This window comes from Thermomonospora umbrina, from assembly GCF_003386555.1.
Lineage (GTDB): Bacteria > Actinomycetota > Actinomycetes > Streptosporangiales > Streptosporangiaceae > Thermomonospora > Thermomonospora umbrina.
In genome coordinates, this window is sequence record NZ_QTTT01000001.1 from 4912174 (window position 1) to 4929139 (window position 16966).

The window sequence follows — 16966 nt, forward strand, 5'->3', positions numbered from 1 at the left end:
CCTCCGTTTGACCTTCACGGGAACGGGCAGCCCTGCCGTCCCCGGACGAAGGAGACCGAGATGGCGGTGGGCGTGGCCCGCGGCGACGTCGAGAGGGCGGGCAGGAGGGCGGCGGGACATCGGGCGTTCCACGGCCTCACCCGCGGCGGCCTGGTCGGCAAAGGGGTCGTCTATCTGCTCATCGGATGGCTGGCCGTACGGATCGGGATGGGCGACGGCGGCGGCGAGGAGGCCGACAAGGGCGGCGCGCTGCAGACCGTCGCCGGAGGGCCGGGCGGCACCGTGGTGCTCTGGGCACTGGTGGTCGGGTTCGCCGGGCTGGCGCTGTGGCGGTTCGCGGAGAGCGCGTACGGGCAGCCGGTCCCCGAGGGCCACAAGGCCACGAAGCGGCTGGCGTCGTTCGCGCGCGGGGTGTTCTACGGCGTGAGCTGCGCCGCCATCCTGGTGTTCGTGCTGGGCGGCGGCGCGACCTCCAGCGACCAGCAGTCCAAGGAGTACACCGCCCGCGCCATGGCCGAGCCCGGAGGCCGCTGGCTCGTGCTGGCCGTCGGCGCGGGGTTCGTCGGCTGGGGCATCGGCAACGTCGTCAACGCGCTCCGGCGCAAATTCCTGGAGGAGCTCGACACGGCGCGCATGGGCCGCCGCGTCCGAGGTGCGGTCAAGACCCTGGGCATCGTGGGCCGCAGCGCCCGCGGCATCTCCTTCGGGGCCATCGGCGTCTTCCTGGCCCACGCGGCCCTCACGTTCGACGCGGGCAAGGCCAAGGGGCTGGACGGCACGCTCCGCGAGTTCGCCGGCACACCCGCGGGGCCGTGGGCGCTCGTCGCCGTAGCCCTGGGCCTCGTCACGTACGGCGTGTACGCGTTCTGCGAGGCCCGGTGGCGGCGCGTCGAGACCGTCCGCTAGGGCTGGTACGGCGACAGCGCGCGCCACCCCGGGTCGGGGGTCGAGGCCACCTTGGCCTTGCCCTCCGGCCAACCCGAGGCCATCTGGTCGAGTCGGGCCAGCACCCCCGAGTCGGGGTCGACGTACAGGTGGAAGACCCGCAGCCCGTCACCGGTCTCCCGCACCGCGAGCACGGCGCCCGAGCCCAACCCGTCGAGCTTCTTCTCCAGGTCGCGCAGCGCCGAGGACGACGGCTCCACCGGGAGGCGGTTCGGGTTGCTGTGGGCGTACGGCACCGAGAACGCCACGTGCAGGTCGCACAGCGGGTGATCCTGGCGGTGCAGGGGGAACCGCGCCCCCAGCATCGCCGGATGCCCGCGCGGGGTGCGGCCCTCGCCCATCAGCCACGTCGGCTCACGGAACGGCTCGGCCACCTGACCCACCACCGCGGCCAGCATGCTCGGCGGCAGCGAGTCGACCGGGGCCTCCACCGCCACGGTGACCTCGCCGATCCAGCGGGCCACGTCGTCCTCGCCCAGCGCCCACTCCAGCACGTGCAGGGCGACCTGGAGCTGCGCCTCCTGCGGGACGAACAGGAAGTCCGGATGATACGCGGCGATGTGGATGCGGGCGCGGGTGTTGTCGACCCGCATCCCGAGCCGCACGTACTCCAGGTCGAACTCGTGGTCGCCCAGCATCAGCCGTTGGCCGAGCATCTCCGGGTCGGCCTGGCGGGCGGCGTGCAGCGACCAGCCGGCGGCGTCGGGCGGCGCGGCGCGCAGCCAGCGCTCGGCCAGCCCCCGCAGCTCGGCGGACCCGCCGCCGGTCACGGTCAGCACCGGCTCGCCGCTCTCGGCGCGGCCCAGCTCCCACTGCAGCTCCGGATGGATCCGATGGACGCGCAGCGACAACTGCTCGATCTGGTCGGCCGACAGCTCGTCGCCGAGCGCGGCCTCCACCTGGAGCCGCGTCTGGGCCCACCAGTCCCAGAACTCGAGGATGGCGGGGACCGGGGTCGATCGCGAGGTGTCTCGCGGGCGGCGGAAGATTCCCATAGAGGACCAATCGTATTGCCCCGGGGCCCGCCCGCCCCGATACTCGCCGACGTGTCAAAGGTCTCCGCGGCGTGAGCGCGCCCCTCCCTTCAGCGCGTAGCCTTGAACGGTCATGACTATGCGCGTATTGGCCGCCATGTCCGGCGGCGTCGACTCAGCGGTGGCCGCCGCCCGCGCGGCCGAGGCCGGCCACGAGGTCACCGGTGTGCACATGGCCCTGTCGAGCAACCCGAAGTCCTACCGGACCGGGGCCCGGGGCTGCTGCACCCTGGAGGACTCCCGCGACGCCCGCCGCGCCGCCGACGTGATCGGCATCCCGTTCTACGTCTGGGACCTGGCCGAGCGCTTCGACCGCGACGTGGTGCAGGACTTCGTCGACGAGTACGCGGCCGGCCGCACCCCCAACCCCTGTCTGCGCTGCAACGAGAAGATCAAGTTCGCGGCGCTGCTGGACCGGGCGCTGGCGCTGGGCTTCGACGCCGTCTGCACCGGCCACTACGCCCGACTCGCCGACGGCGTGCTGCGCCGCGGGGTCGACGAGGGCAAGGACCAGTCGTACGTGCTGGCCGTGTGCACCTCCGAGCAGCTCGCCCACGCGATGTTCCCGCTGGGCGACACCACCAAGGCCGACATCCGGGCCGAGGCCGAGCGGCGCGGGCTGCAGGTCGCCGACAAGCCCGACAGCCACGACGTCTGCTTCATCTCCGACGGCGACACCCGCGCGTTCCTGGCCGACCGGCTCGGCACCGCGCCGGGCCCCATCGTCGACGGCTCCGGCGAGGTCGTCGGCGAGCACGAGGGCGCCTACGCGTACACGGTGGGCCAGCGCAAGGGCCTGCGGATCGGCCGGCCCGCCGCCGACGGCCGCCCCCGCTACGTGCTCGACATCTCCCCGGTGACCAACACGGTGACGGTCGGGCCCCGCGAGGCCCTCGACGTCGACGAGATCGTGGGGGAGCGGCCCGTGTGGCTGGCCCCCCCGCCGTCCGGCCCGTTCGGCTGCCGGGTGCAGTTGCGGGCGCACGGCGAGGTGTACGACTGCGTGGCCGAGCCCGACGGCGACCGGGTGCGGCTCACGCTGCGCACCCCGGCGCGCGGGGTCGCCAAGGGGCAGGCCGCCGTGCTGTACGACGGCGACCGGGTGCTGGGGTCGGCGACCATCGCCCTGACCTCCCGCATCCCCGCCTGAGCTGTACTTTCTTTGCATGGATTTTGGCATCTCGACCTTCGTCACGGACGAGGGCATCGGTCCCGCCGCGCTCGGCCGGGCCCTGGAGGAGCGCGGTTTCGCGTCGTTGTTCCTGGCCGAGCACACCCACATCCCGGTCTCCCGGGAGACCCCCTGGCCCGGCGGCGCCGAGCTGCCGCGCTGGTACTACCGGACCCTCGACCCGTTCGTCGCGCTGACCGCCGCCGCCGCGGCCACCGAGCGGCTGCGGGTCGGCACCGGCATCGCCCTGGTGATCCAGCGCGACCCGATCGTCCTGGCCAAGGAGGTCGCCTCGCTGGACCTCGTGTCGGGGGGCCGCGCCGTCCTCGGCATCGGCGCGGGCTGGAACCGCGAGGAGATGCGCAACCACGGCACCGACCCCCGGACCCGGATGGCGCTGCTGCGCGAGCGGGTGCTGGCCGTCAAGGAGCTGTGGACGAAGGACGAGGCCGAGTTCCACGGTGAGTTCGTGGACTTCGACCCGGTGTTCTCCTACCCCAAGCCGGTGCAGCACCCGCATCCGCCGGTGCTGATCGGCGGCTCCGGACCCACCACGTTCGACCGGGTGGTCGAGTTCGGCGACGGCTGGATGCCGATCCTCGGCCGAGGCACCGAGAACCTGCCCGCCCGCATCGCCGAGCTGCGCGAACGCGCCGGCCGGCGGGTGCCGGTGACGGTCTTCGGCGCCCCGCCCCGACCCGACGTCGTCGACGAGCTGCGCGCCGCCGGCGTCGACGAGGTCCTCTTCGGCCTGCCCACCGAGCCGACGGACGCCACGCTGGTCCGCCTAGACAAGATCGCGGACCTCATCGCCCCCTAGAGTTGGCGAACGTGGCGCAGACAGAGGGTTTTCCATGGTCGCCGGGTGCGGCGACGGCGATCGGCTCCTATCCCGGCGATGACCCCGCCGAGGCGGTGCGGGTCGTGCTCGGTGAGCTGCCCGACCTGCCGCACCTGCCGGAGCTGCCCGCCCGGGGCCCGGGCGCGGATCTGGCCGGGCGGACGGCGGGCCTGCTGGTGGAGCTGCCGGTGGAGCTGCAGCCGTCCGGCTGGCGGTTCGCCGACCGGCCCGGCCGCGACGTGCGCCGCGCCCACGATCGGCTGGCGCACGACCTGGACGCCCTGGAGGAGCTGGCGGGCGGCCACGAGGGCCCGCTGAAGATCCAGGTCTGCGGGCCGTGGACGCTCGCCGCCTCCATCGAGCTGCGGCACGGCGACCGCGCGCTCAAGGACCGGGGCGCGGTCCAAGACCTGATCGACTCGCTGGCCGAGGGGGTGGCCCGTCACGTCGCCGAGGTCGCCCGGCGCGTCCCCGGCGCCCGGATCCTCCTCCAACTGGACGAGCCCGGCCTGCCCGCCGCGCTGGCCGGGACGGTGCCGACCGCCAGCGGGTTCTCCCGGCTCCCGGCCGTGGACGCGCCGATCGCGGAGGAGGGGCTGCGTCGGGTGATCGAGGCCACCGACGCGTGGCCGCTCGTCCACTGCTGCGCCCCGAGGGTGCCGTACGGGCTCATCCGCGGCGCTGGGGCCAAGGGGGTCGCCGTCGATCTGAGCGTGGTGCCGGAACGTGACGACGACGCGATCGGGGAGACCATCGACGCCGGGGTCGCGCTGTTCCTGGGGGTCGTGCCCGGTACGGACACCGTCCTCCCGGCGCTTCAGGCCACCGCCGCGCCCGCCAGGGCGTTGTGGCGTCGTCTGGGCTTCCCGGAGGCCGGCTTGGGGGAGCAGGCCGTCATCACGCCGTCCTGCGGGTTGGCCGGGGCCTCGCCGCGTTATGTCCGTGCCGCCCTGGAGCGGTGCCGCGAAGTGGCGCGGACCCTTCACGAGGCCCCCGAGAGCTGACGACGACCCGGCCCCACGACGGCGGCCGGGTCGCCTCAACGTCCGGTCAGGAGACGCCGATCGCCCCCAAGAGGGTGGGCAGCGAGTCCTTGATGGCGGGGTTCCAACAGGCGTAGTCGTGCCCGCCGGTGCAGGTGTCCCATCCGGACGGGATGGGCAGCGTGTTGGTCTTCTTGTAGGTCACCGGCACTCCGGCCCCGTTCAGCGCCGCGTGCATCGCGTCCGCCTGGACCTTCACGAGGTTCTCCAGGGAGTTACCGGTGTCCCCGACGGCCATGTAGAGCGGGATGCCCGCCAGGCTCTGCGGCCAGGACACGGGGTTGTGCCGCTTCCAGTAGTCGTGGCCGCTGAGCCGGGGGCCCGCACCGTCGGGGTCGACGGTGTCCTGCGCGCGGCCCCAGATGGGCACGAGCCCCGATTGGGGGTCGTCCTCCCAGGGCGCCGAGGGCACGTCCGACAGCGTGCAGCCACCGCCGCGCTTGTCGCGCTTGGGCGGATCGTTCGGGCCGAGGTTGTCCGCCGCCTTGGTGATCGGGTGGTCGTGCATCGGGTCGAGGTTGCCGCTGTAGGACGCGGCGGCCTTGAAGAACCCGGGGTTGCGCTGCGGCAGGCCGAACGAGCCGATGCCGCCCATCGAGATCCCGCCGATGGCCCGGTCGGTGCTCGCGTGGTAGCGGGCCCTCAGGATCTGGTCGACGTCCTCGATGAGGTACTTCTCCCACTGCGGCGGCTCGCCCTGGGCGTCGTTCCGCCAGTTGGTGTACGAGCTGCAGTAGGTGGTCTCGGGCATGACCACGATGACGTTCTTGCCCTGGGTCATCTCCCGGAGGCGGCCCTCGCCCTCGGCCTCCCAGGCATGGTGGTTGGCGAAGCCGCCGTGCAGCATCCACAGGGTCGGCCAGGTGGCGCCGCCGGCGGTGGGGGTCCAGCCCGGGGGCACGTAGAGGCGCACCCACTTCTGCTGGCTGCCGAGCGCCGGCGAGGACACCTTGAAGTCGAAGGTCCGTGCGTTGACCTGCACCTCCTGCACGACGGTGGCGCCGTCGGCGGTCGCTGCGGGTGCGGGAACCGAGGGGAGGGCGGGCGCGAGAGCGAGGACGGGTGCCGAGGCGCACACCCCGACGAACGTTTTGGCTCTGCGTGACCAGTTCACGACCATCTCCTAGGTAGGGGAGCCTTACTGGACCGAGCCAATCAAGATCCCCCGGTGTCCGACCATGTGCTCGGGGCAAAGGGGCCGACGGGTTTTTCGGGGGACTCGCCGAAGAATCTTCGGCCCGGCACGGCGGCGTCGGGACTCGGTTCTGTCGGTGGCGGGCGCGACAATGGGGTCATGAGCTTGAGCGATGGCGTTCCCGAGGGCTCGGACGAGGCGGTCCGGCACGCGGAGCTGAGCCGGGTGATCGACGAGGCCAACTACCGCTACTACGTGCTCGACCGGCCGACGCTGAGCGACGCCGACTACGACGCGATGATGCGCGAGCTGCACGCCATCGAGGAGCGGCACCCCGGGCTGGTGACCCCCGACTCCCCGACGCAGCGGGTCGGCGCGCCCATCACGACCGACTTCGCGACCGTCGAGCACCTGGAGCGCATGCAGAGCCTCGACAACGCGATGAACGACGAGCAGTTGACGGCCTGGGGCGACCGGGTGGTCAAGGAGGTCGGGGACACCGCGTCGTACCTCTGCGAGCTCAAGATCGACGGCCTGGCGATCGCGCTGGTCTACCGCGACGGCCGGCTGGTGCGCGGCGCGACCCGCGGCGACGGCCGCACCGGCGAGGACGTCACCAACAACATCCGCACCATCGACGCCGTCCCCGACCGACTGGCCGGCGACGGGTGGCCGTCCCTGCTGGAGGTGCGCGGCGAGGTGTTCCTGCCGGTCGAGGCGTTCGAACGGGTCAACGAGGCGATGGCGGCGCTGGGCCGCGAGCGGTTCGCCAACCCGCGCAACGCCGCCGCCGGCTCCCTCCGCCAGAAGGACCCGCGGATCACCGCCCAGCGTCCGCTGAGCCTGATCGTCCACGGCTTCGGAGCGTGGGAGGGCCGGGAGCCGCCGGCGTCCCAGGGCGAGGCGTACGAGCTGATGCGCGGCTGGGGGCTGCCCGTCAGCGACCTGTACCGGGTGGTCGACGGTCTCGACGACGTGCGCGACTACATCGCCCACTACGGCGAGCACCGGCACGACCCGGCCTACGAGATCGACGGCGTGGTGGTCAAGGTCGATCGGCTCGCCCTCCAACGCCGGCTGGGCTCCACCTCGCGGGCGCCGCGCTGGGCGATCGCGTTCAAGTACCCGCCGGAGGAGGTCAACACCAGGCTCCTCGACATCAAGGTCGGCGTCGGCCGCACCGGTCGCGTCACCCCGTACGGCGTGATGGAGCCGATCAAGGTGGCCGGGTCCACGGTGGCGTACGCGACCCTGCACAACGCGGGCGAGGTCAAGCGCAAGGGTGTGCTGATCGGCGACACCGTGGTGCTGCGCAAGGCGGGCGACGTGATCCCCGAGATCGTCGCCCCGGTCGAGGGCCTGCGGGACGGCACCGAGCGGGAGTTCCAGATGCCCGCCGAGTGCCCCGAGTGCGGCACCGCCCTGGCGTACGAGAAGGAGGGCGACGCCGACATCCGGTGCCCCAACGCGCGGTACTGCCCGGGGCAGTTGCGCGAGCGGCTCTACTTCGTGGCCGGCCGCAACGCCCTCGACATCGAGGCCCTCGGCTATGTCGCCGCGACCGCGCTGACCCAGCCGCTGGAGCCCGCCGAGCCGCCGGTCCGCAACGAGGGCGACCTGTTCCACCTCACCGTCGACCGGCTGCTGCCGATCAAGAGCGTGGTCCGCGAGCAGCGCACCGGCCTGCCCCGGATCGACGAGAAGACCGGCGAGCAGAAGGTCGTGACCTTCTTCGCCACCAAGGACGGCGAGCCGAAGAAGACCGTCGACATCCTGTTCGCCGAGCTGGAGAAGGCCAAGCGCCGGCCGCTGTGGCGGGTGCTGGTGGCCCTGTCGATCCGCCACGTGGGCCCCACGGCCGCCCAGGACCTGGCCCGTGAGCTGCGCTCGATGGACGCGATCATGAACGCCTCCGAGGAGGAGCTGGCCGCCGTGGACGGCATCGGCCCCACCATCGCGGCCTCCATCCGGCGCTGGTTCGCCGAGGACTGGCATCGCGAGATCGTCGAGAAGTGGCGGGCGGCCGGGGTGCGGATGGCCGAGGAGGGCACGGTCGGCCCGCGCCCGCTGCAGGGCGTCACGGTGGTGATCACGGGCTCGCTGGAGACGTACGGCCGCGACTCGGCCAAGGAGGCGGTCCAGACCCGCGGCGGCAAGGTGACGGCCGCCGTCTCCAAGAACACGGACTTCGTCGTGGTCGGCGACAGTCCGGGGTCGAAATACGACAAGGCGGTCAAGTTGGGCGTTCCGGTGCTCGACGAGGACGGGTTCCGGGTGCTCCTGAATGAGGGGCCGGAAGCGGCCAAAGCCGTAACCCAGGGCGGGGAGACATGAACCGTGCGTGGTTCCGTCCCGGTCAGCAGGGGGATGTTACCCATAGATATGGTGTAATTACCCAACGGTGATGTGGGGCGCTGGACCGGGCACTTCAGCTCATAACGGAACGTACGCAATTGGTTTCGCGAAGTTGAGCAAAGGTCGTACCCTCCTCATCATCTCCACTCGTCTCCTCCCCTGAGGCCGTGATGAAGGACCCGAACAACACGCGGAACACGACGCCGCGGCGCGGATCCCCGCTGTGGATCTACTTCGCCGCCGTCATCGCCGCCGGGACGACCACCTTCGCCGTCGCCCTGGGCGGGATGTCCGGTGCCGAGCTGGACACGCTCGCCGGCAACCCGGTGTTCTGGATCCTGGGCTGCTTCATCGTCTTCGGCGAGCTGCGGCCCATCGTGACCGCCGGATCCGCCGAACGCAGCGCCGCCACCACGTCCACGACGTTCTCGTTCGCCGCGCTGCTGTCGGCGGGCCTGCCGGTGGCCGCGCTGCTCCAGGCCCTCGCCGTGATCATCTGCGGGGTCTTCCGCCGCCACGCGGTGCACCGCACCGCGTTCAACGTGGCCCAGTTCACCCTCAGCCTGAGCGGCGCGGCGCTGGTGCTGTGGCTGTTCGGCATCAAGGCCTCCCCGACGGACCCGTGGACCCCCACCGGGCCGGATCTGCTCCCCATCGCCCTGGCCGCCGTCGCCTACTTCGCCTGCAACGACACGTTCGTGTGCTCCGCGGTCGCCCTGCACGAGCGGGTCTCGCTGCTGAAGGTGGTGCGCTGGGACCTCGGCTACCAGGTCCTGGTCCACATGGCCCTGCTGGCGCTCGCCCCGCTCGTCGTCATCACGATGCACCGCTCCGCCGCGTTCGTGCCGCTGATCGCGCTGCCGTTCGTCGCCGTCTACCTGAACGCCTCGGTGTCGGTCCGCCGAGAGCACCAGGCCCGCCACGACGGGCTGACCGGCCTCCCCAACCGCAAACTGCTGACCGTGCGCACCGAGGAGGCGCTGTCGGCCGCCCGCGCGGACCGGACGGGCGACCGCCGGATCGGGCTGTTCCTGCTGGACCTGGACCGCTTCAAGGAGGTCAACGACACCCTCGGCCACCCGACCGGCGACCGGCTGCTGCAGATCGTCGCGCACCGCCTCACCCACAGCGTGCGCCCCGGCGACCTGGTCGCCAGGCTCGGCGGCGACGAGTTCGCCGTCCTGCTCCCCAGCGTCCGCGACGAACAGGCCGCCCGCGAGGTCGCCGCCCGCCTGCGCGCCGCCCTCAGCGAGCCCGTACGCCTGGAGGGCCTGTCGTTCGACCTGGAGGGCAGCGTCGGCATCGCCCTCTACCCCGACCACGCCCCCGACTTCGGGCTGCTGCTCCAACGCGCGGACGTGGCGATGTACGTCGCCAAGGAGAACCGCACCGGCGTGGAGGTCTACACCCCCGCCAAGGACCGCAACTCGCCCGCCCGCCTCGGCATGCTCGGCGACCTCCGCCGCGCCATCGACCGCAATGAGCTGGTGCTGCACTTCCAGCCCAAGGTCTCCCTGTCGGACGGCCGCCCGGTGGGGCTCGAGGCGCTGCTGCGCTGGCGCCACCCCGAGCAGGGACTGCTCGCCCCCGGCCGCTTCCTGCCCGTCGCCGAGCAGACGTACCTGATGCGTTCCATCAGCCAGCACGTGATGGAGATCGCGCTCTCCCAGGTCGCGGCCTGGTGGCGGGACGGGCTGCCCGTCCAGATCGCGGTGAACGCCTCCGGGCGCGACCTGCTCGACATCGGACTGGCCGAGACCGTCCGCGAGGGCCTGGCCCGCCACGGGCTCCCGCCGCACGCCCTCCAACTCGAGATCACCGAACGGGTCCTCACCCACGAGCCCGCCTACGCCGCCGAGACCCTCGGAGCCCTCGCCGAACTCGGCGTCCCGCTCAGCCTGGACGACTTCGGCACCGGCTACTCCTCGCTGGTCCGGCTCAAACGGCTCCCCGTCGAGGAGATCAAGATCGACTCCTCGTTCGTCAGCCGACTCCTGCAGTCCGCCGACGACGCCGTCATCGTCCGCTCCATCGTCGAACTCGCCCGCACCCTCGGCCTGCGCTCCATCGCCGAGGGTGTTGAGGACGCCAAGACGGCCCAAGTCCTGCGCGATCTCGGCTGCGACGCCGCCCAGGGCTGGTTCTTCGGCCGCCCCATGGACGCCGACGCGGCCACCGACTGGCTGCGCCGCCACGTCGAACGAGCCCCCGAACCCGCTGCTTAGGCGTTTTTTGTGGGGGGGCGACCCCCCACGCCCCCCGCGCCCGGTCTTGGAGATCTTCAGGCGGACGCCCCTCCGCTTGCGCTCCGGGCCGCCCGCCTGAAGGACCGGGCAAAACCCCCGCTGGGTCGCTGTCCTTATAAATGGGGGCGACCGCCACGCCCGGTCTCGGGGTCTTCGGGCGGGCCAACCCTCGCTCGGTCGGTCGCTGTCCTTTGTGGGGCGGCCCCGACGTCCCCGCGCCGGGTGGCGGTGGGAGCTCAGTAGCCGCGGCGGCGGTACGCGGGGTCGTCGTACGCGGACGGTTCCTCGTAGTAGCGCTCCTCGCGCACCGCTCCGGGCGGAGGGCGGCGGCGGGCCGAGGCGAGGCGGATCAGGCCGATGACCAGGCCGACGAGGCCGCCGACCATGAGGATCGCGCCGACGATCTTGATGTCGACGCCGCTGATGTCGTACTCGACGGCGTAGGCCAGGATGGCGCCGATGATGATGAGGGCGAGGCTGCCTCCGATGGTCACGGGGCTCCTCCCTTCCTTCCGGGGTCCCCGGACAACGTTCCCGCTGGGCTGCTCCCAAACAGGGACGCGCCGCCACGGGCCGGGTAAAGGGTTCGGAGGGTGTCGTCGCCGGCCCCTAGGATGGCGGGGAACCCTACCGATCGCAGAAACGGCTTCCACATGTCCGCCATCACCCGCGACGAGGTGGCGCACCTCGCCCGGCTGTCCAGGCTGGCGCTCGGCGAGGATGAGCTCGACCACCTCGCCGCCCAGCTCGATGTGATCATCTCCGCGGTCGCGCGAGTGCAGCAGGTCGCGGCGGAGGACATCCCGCCGACCTCGCACGCCCTGCCGATCACGAACGTCTTCCGGGCCGACGAGGTCCGGCCGACCCTGTCCCCGGACCAGGCCCTGGCCGCGGCGCCCGCCGCCGAGGAGCAGCGCTTCCGCGTACCGCGGATCCTGGGAGAGGAGGCCTGACCATGAGTGAGCTGACCAGGAGGTCCGCCGCGGAGCTGGCGGAGCTGATCGCCTCGGGACGGACCTCGGCGGTGGAGGTGGCGCAGGCGCACCTCGACCGGATCGCCGCCGTCGACGGCGAGGTGAACGCGTTCCTGCACGTGGACGCCGACACCACGCTGGCGCAGGCGCGCCGGGTGGACGAACGCCGCGCGGCCGGCGAGGCCCTGGGCCCGCTGGCCGGGGTGCCGATCGCGCACAAGGACGTGTTCACCACCACCGACATGCCCACCACCGCGGGGTCGAGGATCCTGGAGGGCTGGCGGCCGCCGTACGACGCGACCATCACCGCCAGGCTCCGCGCCGCCGGGCTGGTGATCATCGGCAAGACCAACATGGACGAGTTCGCGATGGGCTCGTCCACCGAGAACAGCGCGTACGGGCCCACCCACAACCCGTGGGACCTCACCCGCATCCCGGGCGGCTCCTCCGGCGGGTCCTCCGCCGCCGTCGCCGCCTACGAGGCGCCGCTGGCCACCGGCACCGACACCGGCGGCTCCATCCGGCAGCCCGCCGCCGTGACCGGCATCGTCGGCACCAAGCCCACCTACGGCGGCTCGTCCCGCTACGGGGTCATCGCGTTCGCGTCCTCGCTGGACACGCCCGGCCCGTTCGCCCGCACGGTGCTCGACACGGCGCTGCTGCAGGAGGCGTTCTCCGGCCACGACCGGATGGACTCCACCTCGATCGACCGTCCCGCACCGCCCATCGTCGAGGCCGCCCGCCGCGCCGATGTCGCGGGCCTGCGCATCGGCGTCGTCCGTGAGCTGGGCGGCGAGGGCTACCAGCCCGGTGTCCTCAACCGCTTCAACGAGGCCGTCGAGCTGCTGGAGTCGCTGGGCGCCAAGGTCACCGAGGTGTCCTGCCCGCACTTCACCTACGCGCTGCCCGCCTACTACCTGATCGCCCCGTCGGAGTGCTCGTCCAACCTGGCCCGCTTCGACGCCATGCGGTACGGCCTGCGGGTCGGCGACGACGGCTCCCGCAGCGCCGAGGAGGTCATGGCGCTGACCCGGGCCGAGGGCTTCGGCCCCGAGGTCAAGCGACGGATCATGCTCGGCACGTACGCGCTGTCCTCGGGCTACTACGACGCCTACTACGGCAAGGCCCAGCAGGTCCGCACGCTGATCATCCGCGACTTCGACACGGCGTTCGAGCAGGTCGACGTGCTGGTGTCGCCCACCACGCCGACGACGGCGTTCGCGCTGGGCGAGCGCGCCGACGACCCGATGGCCATGTACCTGGCCGACCTGTGCACCATCCCGTCCGACCTGGCCGGCAACGCCGCGATCTCGGTGCCGTGCGGCCTGGCCGACGAGGACGGGCTGCCGGTGGGCCTGCAGGTGATGGCCCCGACGCTGGCCGACGACCGGCTGTACCGGGTGGGCGCCGCCGTGGAGCGCGCCCTCGAAGACCGCTGGGGCGGCCCGCTGCTGGCCAAGGCCCCCGAGCTCGTGGAGGCGGGCCGATGACCACCACGACCCTGGTGCCCTTCGACGAGGCGCTCACGCGGTACGAGCCGGTGCTCGGCGTGGAGACCCACATCGAGCTGGGCACGAACTCGAAGATGTTCTGCGGCTGCCCGACGGCGTTCGGCGCCCCGCCCAACACCCAGGTCTGCCCCGTCTGCCTGGGGCTGCCGGGCGCGCTGCCGGTCACCAACCGGGCCGCCATCGAGGGCATCATCAAGATCGGCCTCGCGCTGAACTGCGAGATCGTCGAGTGGTGTCGGTTCGCCCGCAAGAACTACTTCTACCCCGACATGCCGAAGAACTTCCAGATCTCCCAGTACGACGAGCCGCTGTGCGTCGACGGGTACCTGGAGGTCGAGGTCGAGGGCGAGTCGTACCGGATCGAGATCGAGCGCGTCCACATGGAGGAGGACACCGGCAAGTCGCTGCACGTCGGCGGCGCCACCGGCCGCATCCACGGGGCCGACTTCTCGCTGGTGGACTACAACCGGGCCGGCATCCCGCTGGTCGAGATCGTCACCAAGCCGATCACCGCCACCGAGGAGAGGGCCCCGCTGGTCGCCCGCGCCTACGCCACCGAGCTGCGCGAGCTGGTCCGCTCCCTGGACGTCTCCGACGTCCGCATGGAGGAGGGCTCCATGCGCTGCGACATCAACGTCTCGTTGATGCCGCGCGGCGCCGACGAGTGGGGCACCCGCACCGAGACCAAGAACGTCAACTCGCTCCGCTCGATCGAACGCGCCGTCCGCAGCGAGATCGAACGCCAGGCGGGCGTGCTCGACGCGGGCGGCAAGATCGTCCAGGAGACCCGGCACTTCCACGAGGACACCGGCACCACCACCAGCGGGCGCAGCAAGGAGGAGGCGCAGGACTACCGCTACTTCCCCGAGCCCGACCTGGTGCCGATGGCGCCGTCTCGGGAGTGGGTCGAGGAGCTGCGCGCCACCCTGCCGGAGCTGCCCGCCGCCCGCCGCCGCCGGGTGCAGGCCGAGTGGGGCCTGTCCGACCTGGAGCTGCGGGACGTCGTCAACGCCGGGGCCCTCGACCTCATCGCCGGCACCGTCGAGGCCGGGGCCGACCCCGGCGCGGCCCGCAAGTGGTGGATGAACGAGCTGTCCCGCCGCGCCACCGAGCAGGGCGTGGAGCTGTCCGCGCTGCCGATCACGGCCGCGCAGGTGGCCCGGATCCAGGCGCTGATCGACGAGGGCTCCCTCAACGACAAGCTCGCCCGCCAGGTTTTCGAAGGTGTGCTGGCCGGCGAGGGCGGCCCCGACGAGGTGGTCGCTGCCCGCGGCCTCAAGGTCGTCAGCGACGACGGCGCCCTGGTCGCGATCATCGACCAGGTGATCGCCGACAACGCGGACGCCGCCGACAAGGTCCGCTCCGGCAAGGTCGCCGCCGCCGGGGCCCTGGTGGGCGCGGTGATGAAGGCCACCCGGGGCCAGGCCGACGCCGGTCGCGCCCGCGAGCTGATCCTGGAGCGCCTCGGAGCCTCCTAGCCCGGAGCCTCCCGGCAGGACGTCACGAGAGGGGGATGACCAGGATGCGGTCGTCCCCCTCGGCGGGGTCGCCGCGGCCGTCCTTGTTGCTGGTGGTCACCCACAGGGAGCCGTCGGGGGCCCGGACCACCGCGCGCAGCCGCCCGTACCGGCCGTCGTAGTGGGCGACCGGGCGGCCGACCCGCCCGTCGGGGCCGACCGGCACCTGCCACAGCCGCCGCCCGCGCAGCCCCGCCGCCCACAGGGAGCCGCTCGCGTACGCCAGACCGGACGGGGACGCCTCGGCGGTCGTCCACGTGAGCAACGGGTCGGTGAAGCGGTCGTCGCCGTTCCCCGGCTGAATCCCCTCCACCTCGGGCCAGCCGTAGTTGCGGCCCCGTTCGATCAGGTTGATCTCGTCGAAGCGGTCCTGACCGAACTCGGTGGCGAACAGCCGCCCCTTGCCGTCCCACGTCAGGCCCTGCACGTTGCGGTGACCGTAGGACCAGATCCGCGAGCCGAACGGGTTGCCGGGGGCGGCCCGGCCGTCGGGGGCGACCCGCAGGATCTTGCCGCCCAGCGAGGCCCGGTCCTGCGCCAGGTCCGTGCGATAGACCTCGCCGGTGGCCACGTACAGCAGCCGGTCGGGCCCGAACGCGATGCGCCCGCCGTTGTGGTTGGCGCCCTTGGGGATCCCCGTCACGATCGGCCGCGGCGCCGTCAGCCGGTCGTCGTGACGGAACCGGACGACGCGGTTGTCGTCGGCGGCCGTGAAGTACAGGTACACGTACCGGTCCCGGTCGTAGGACGGCGACACGGCGACGCCCATCAGCCCGCCCTCGCCCCCGGGCTCGACCCCCGGCACCCTGCCGACCTCGGTGACCCTCCCGCGCGCGGTCACCCGCAGCAGCCGGGCGCTGTCCCGTTCGGTGACGAGCGCGTCCCCGCCGGGCAGGAACGCGATCGCCCACGGCACGCTCAGCCCCGTGGCCAGGTCGCGGGGAGCGCCGGGAACGGCCCCCGTCGGCGCGACCGGGGAGCCGCCGGAGGCGGGGGGCGAGCTCAGCGGGGGCGGGGTCCGACCGCCGCCCTCGGGGTCGGAGGCGCACCCGGCGAGGGCGAGCGCCCCGGCGCCCACCGCGATGATCCTGCGAACGTTCATGGCCTCTCACGTCCTTCCGCCGTCCAGCCTGACATACGCCCGCGGTCGCCCGGCGTACCATCCCGATCATGAGCAGGGTGTGGGTGGCGCGCGCCGATCTCGCCGCCGCGGTGGCGGATCTGCCCGGGGCGACGGTGGACGTGTACGACGGCGGCGCGGAGCCGGCCGCTCCGGACGAGGTGGAGTTCTACGTGCCGGTGCTACTGCCCTCACCGGCGAGCCTGGAGATCATGGCGAGGATGCCACGGCTACGGGTGGTGCAACTGCAGACGGCCGGATACGACGGTGTCGTGCCCCATCTCCCCGCCGGGGTGACGTTGTGCAACGCCCGGGGCGCGCACGACGCGGGGACCGCCGAATGGGCGGTCGGCGCGATCATCGCGAGCCTGCGGCGGTTCCCGGAGTTCGCCGCCTCCCAGCGCGCGGGCCGCTGGGATTATCGTCACACCCCCGCGCTGGCCGACTCCCGCGTCCTGCTCGTCGGGTACGGCGCGATCGGGCGCGCCGTCGAACGGCGGCTGGCGCCCTTCGAGGTGGAGATCACCCGGGTGGCGAGCCGGCCGCGCGACGGCGTCCACGGGGTGGCCGAGCTGCCCGGGCTGGTGCCGCACGCCGACGTGGTCGTCCTGCTCGTCCCGGCGACGCCGCAGACCAAGGGGCTGGTCGACGCCGACCTGCTGGCACGGATGAAGGACGGGGCGCTGCTGGTGAACGCCGCGCGCGGCTCCGTGGTCGACACGGCGGCCCTCGTCGCCGAGACGGCCGCCGGCAGGCTGCGGGCGGCGCTGGACGTCACCGACCCGGAGCCGCTGCCGGCCGACCATCCGCTCTGGCGCACCCCCGGGGTGTTCCTCACCCCCCACGTCGCCGGCTCGACCCCGGCCTCCTCCCGGCGCATCGCCCGACTGGTACGGGAGCAGGCGCGCCGGTACCTGACGGGGGAGCCGTTGGAGAACGTGATGTTTCCGTAAAGGAGCCGGCCCCTCCGCACGTTCGCTCGGTCACGGTGCGTGAAAGTGATGGGCGGCCCGTTCCCTGACAACCGGTGACGAACGTCCGGTAACCGGCCTCGTGGGCCGGCGGGTTGTCGCC

At 72.7% G+C, this 16966-nt stretch carries 14 protein-coding genes; 10 read left to right on the plus strand and 4 right to left on the minus strand.

Annotated features, from left to right (window positions below):
- The first annotated feature begins 60 nt into the window (after positions 1 to 60).
- The gene (locus tag DFJ69_RS21895) at positions 61 to 906 is read left to right on the plus strand and encodes a DUF1206 domain-containing protein (protein WP_116024334.1); all 846 of its coding nucleotides are present in this window, start codon (positions 61 to 63) and stop codon (positions 904 to 906) included.
- Here DFJ69_RS21895 and DFJ69_RS21900 read toward each other — a convergent pair.
- Positions 903 to 1940 carry a DUF695 domain-containing protein gene (locus tag DFJ69_RS21900; protein ID WP_116024335.1) on the minus strand — a complete coding sequence of 346 codons (1038 nt, stop codon included), beginning with the start codon at positions 1938 to 1940 and terminating at the stop codon, positions 903 to 905. The two genes, DFJ69_RS21895 and DFJ69_RS21900, sit on opposite strands and share 4 nt — an antisense overlap.
- Positions 1941 to 2052: 112 nt before the next feature.
- On the opposite strand from DFJ69_RS21900, the gene mnmA reads away from it, so the two are divergent.
- From mnmA to DFJ69_RS21915, 3 genes are read left to right on the plus strand one after another with little or no spacing between them, the layout of a single operon-like run.
- Positions 2053 to 3129, plus strand: coding sequence for a tRNA 2-thiouridine(34) synthase MnmA (mnmA, locus tag DFJ69_RS21905; RefSeq protein WP_116024336.1), 1077 nt, complete (start codon positions 2053 to 2055; stop codon positions 3127 to 3129).
- Positions 3130 to 3145: 16 nt separating this feature from the next.
- The gene (locus DFJ69_RS21910; RefSeq protein ID WP_116024337.1) at positions 3146 to 3970 is read left to right on the plus strand and encodes an LLM class F420-dependent oxidoreductase; all 825 of its coding nucleotides are present in this window, start codon (positions 3146 to 3148) and stop codon (positions 3968 to 3970) included.
- Between the two features lie 11 nt (positions 3971 to 3981).
- On the plus strand, positions 3982 to 4995 hold the full coding sequence (locus tag DFJ69_RS21915) for a methionine synthase (protein ID WP_116026802.1): 1014 nt from the start codon (positions 3982 to 3984) through the stop codon (positions 4993 to 4995).
- A gap of 46 nt (positions 4996 to 5041) precedes the next feature.
- Here DFJ69_RS21915 and DFJ69_RS21920 read toward each other — a convergent pair whose 3' ends face one another.
- On the minus strand, positions 5042 to 6148 hold the full coding sequence (locus tag DFJ69_RS21920) for an alpha/beta hydrolase (protein ID WP_170177739.1): 1107 nt from the start codon (positions 6146 to 6148) through the stop codon (positions 5042 to 5044).
- A gap of 180 nt (positions 6149 to 6328) precedes the next feature.
- Here DFJ69_RS21920 and ligA point away from each other — a divergent pair, with 180 nt between their 5' ends.
- Both ligA and DFJ69_RS21930 read left to right on the plus strand, forming a co-directional pair.
- Entirely contained in the window at positions 6329 to 8503 is a 2175-nt protein-coding gene (gene ligA, locus DFJ69_RS21925; RefSeq protein WP_116024339.1) for an NAD-dependent DNA ligase LigA, read from the plus strand.
- Positions 8504 to 8694: 191 nt separating this feature from the next.
- Positions 8695 to 10749: a putative bifunctional diguanylate cyclase/phosphodiesterase gene (locus DFJ69_RS21930; RefSeq protein ID WP_116024340.1), complete on the plus strand. Its 2055-nt coding sequence runs from the start codon at positions 8695 to 8697 to the stop codon at positions 10747 to 10749.
- Positions 10750 to 11006: 257 nt separating this feature from the next.
- Here the strand turns inward: DFJ69_RS21930 and DFJ69_RS21935 are convergent, their stop codons facing one another.
- The gene (locus DFJ69_RS21935; protein ID WP_116024341.1) at positions 11007 to 11264 is read right to left on the minus strand and encodes a DUF6458 family protein; all 258 of its coding nucleotides are present in this window, start codon (positions 11262 to 11264) and stop codon (positions 11007 to 11009) included.
- Positions 11265 to 11423: 159 nt separating this feature from the next.
- Here DFJ69_RS21935 and gatC point away from each other — a divergent pair, with 159 nt between their 5' ends.
- From gatC to gatB, 3 genes are read left to right on the plus strand one after another with little or no spacing between them, the layout of a single operon-like run.
- The gene (gatC, locus tag DFJ69_RS21940) at positions 11424 to 11723 is read left to right on the plus strand and encodes an Asp-tRNA(Asn)/Glu-tRNA(Gln) amidotransferase subunit GatC (RefSeq protein WP_116024342.1); all 300 of its coding nucleotides are present in this window, start codon (positions 11424 to 11426) and stop codon (positions 11721 to 11723) included.
- Between the two features lie 2 nt (positions 11724 to 11725).
- On the plus strand, positions 11726 to 13234 hold the full coding sequence (gene gatA / locus DFJ69_RS21945; protein ID WP_116024343.1) for an Asp-tRNA(Asn)/Glu-tRNA(Gln) amidotransferase subunit GatA: 1509 nt from the start codon (positions 11726 to 11728) through the stop codon (positions 13232 to 13234).
- Complete coding sequence (gatB, locus tag DFJ69_RS21950) at positions 13231 to 14733, plus strand: Asp-tRNA(Asn)/Glu-tRNA(Gln) amidotransferase subunit GatB (protein ID WP_211328689.1); 1503 nt, start codon at positions 13231 to 13233, stop codon at positions 14731 to 14733. Before gatA ends, gatB begins: the two co-directional genes overlap by 4 nt.
- Positions 14734 to 14755: 22 nt before the next feature.
- On the opposite strand, the gene DFJ69_RS21955 is transcribed toward gatB, so the two are convergent.
- Positions 14756 to 15874 carry a PQQ-dependent sugar dehydrogenase gene (locus DFJ69_RS21955; RefSeq protein WP_116024344.1) on the minus strand — a complete coding sequence of 373 codons (1119 nt, stop codon included), beginning with the start codon at positions 15872 to 15874 and terminating at the stop codon, positions 14756 to 14758.
- A 68-nt stretch (positions 15875 to 15942) separates the two neighbouring features.
- Between DFJ69_RS21955 and DFJ69_RS21960 the strand changes: the two genes are divergently transcribed.
- Positions 15943 to 16845, plus strand: a complete 903-nt coding sequence (locus DFJ69_RS21960) for a 2-hydroxyacid dehydrogenase (protein WP_116024345.1) — start codon at positions 15943 to 15945, stop codon at positions 16843 to 16845.
- Positions 16846 to 16966: the final 121 nt, after the last annotated feature.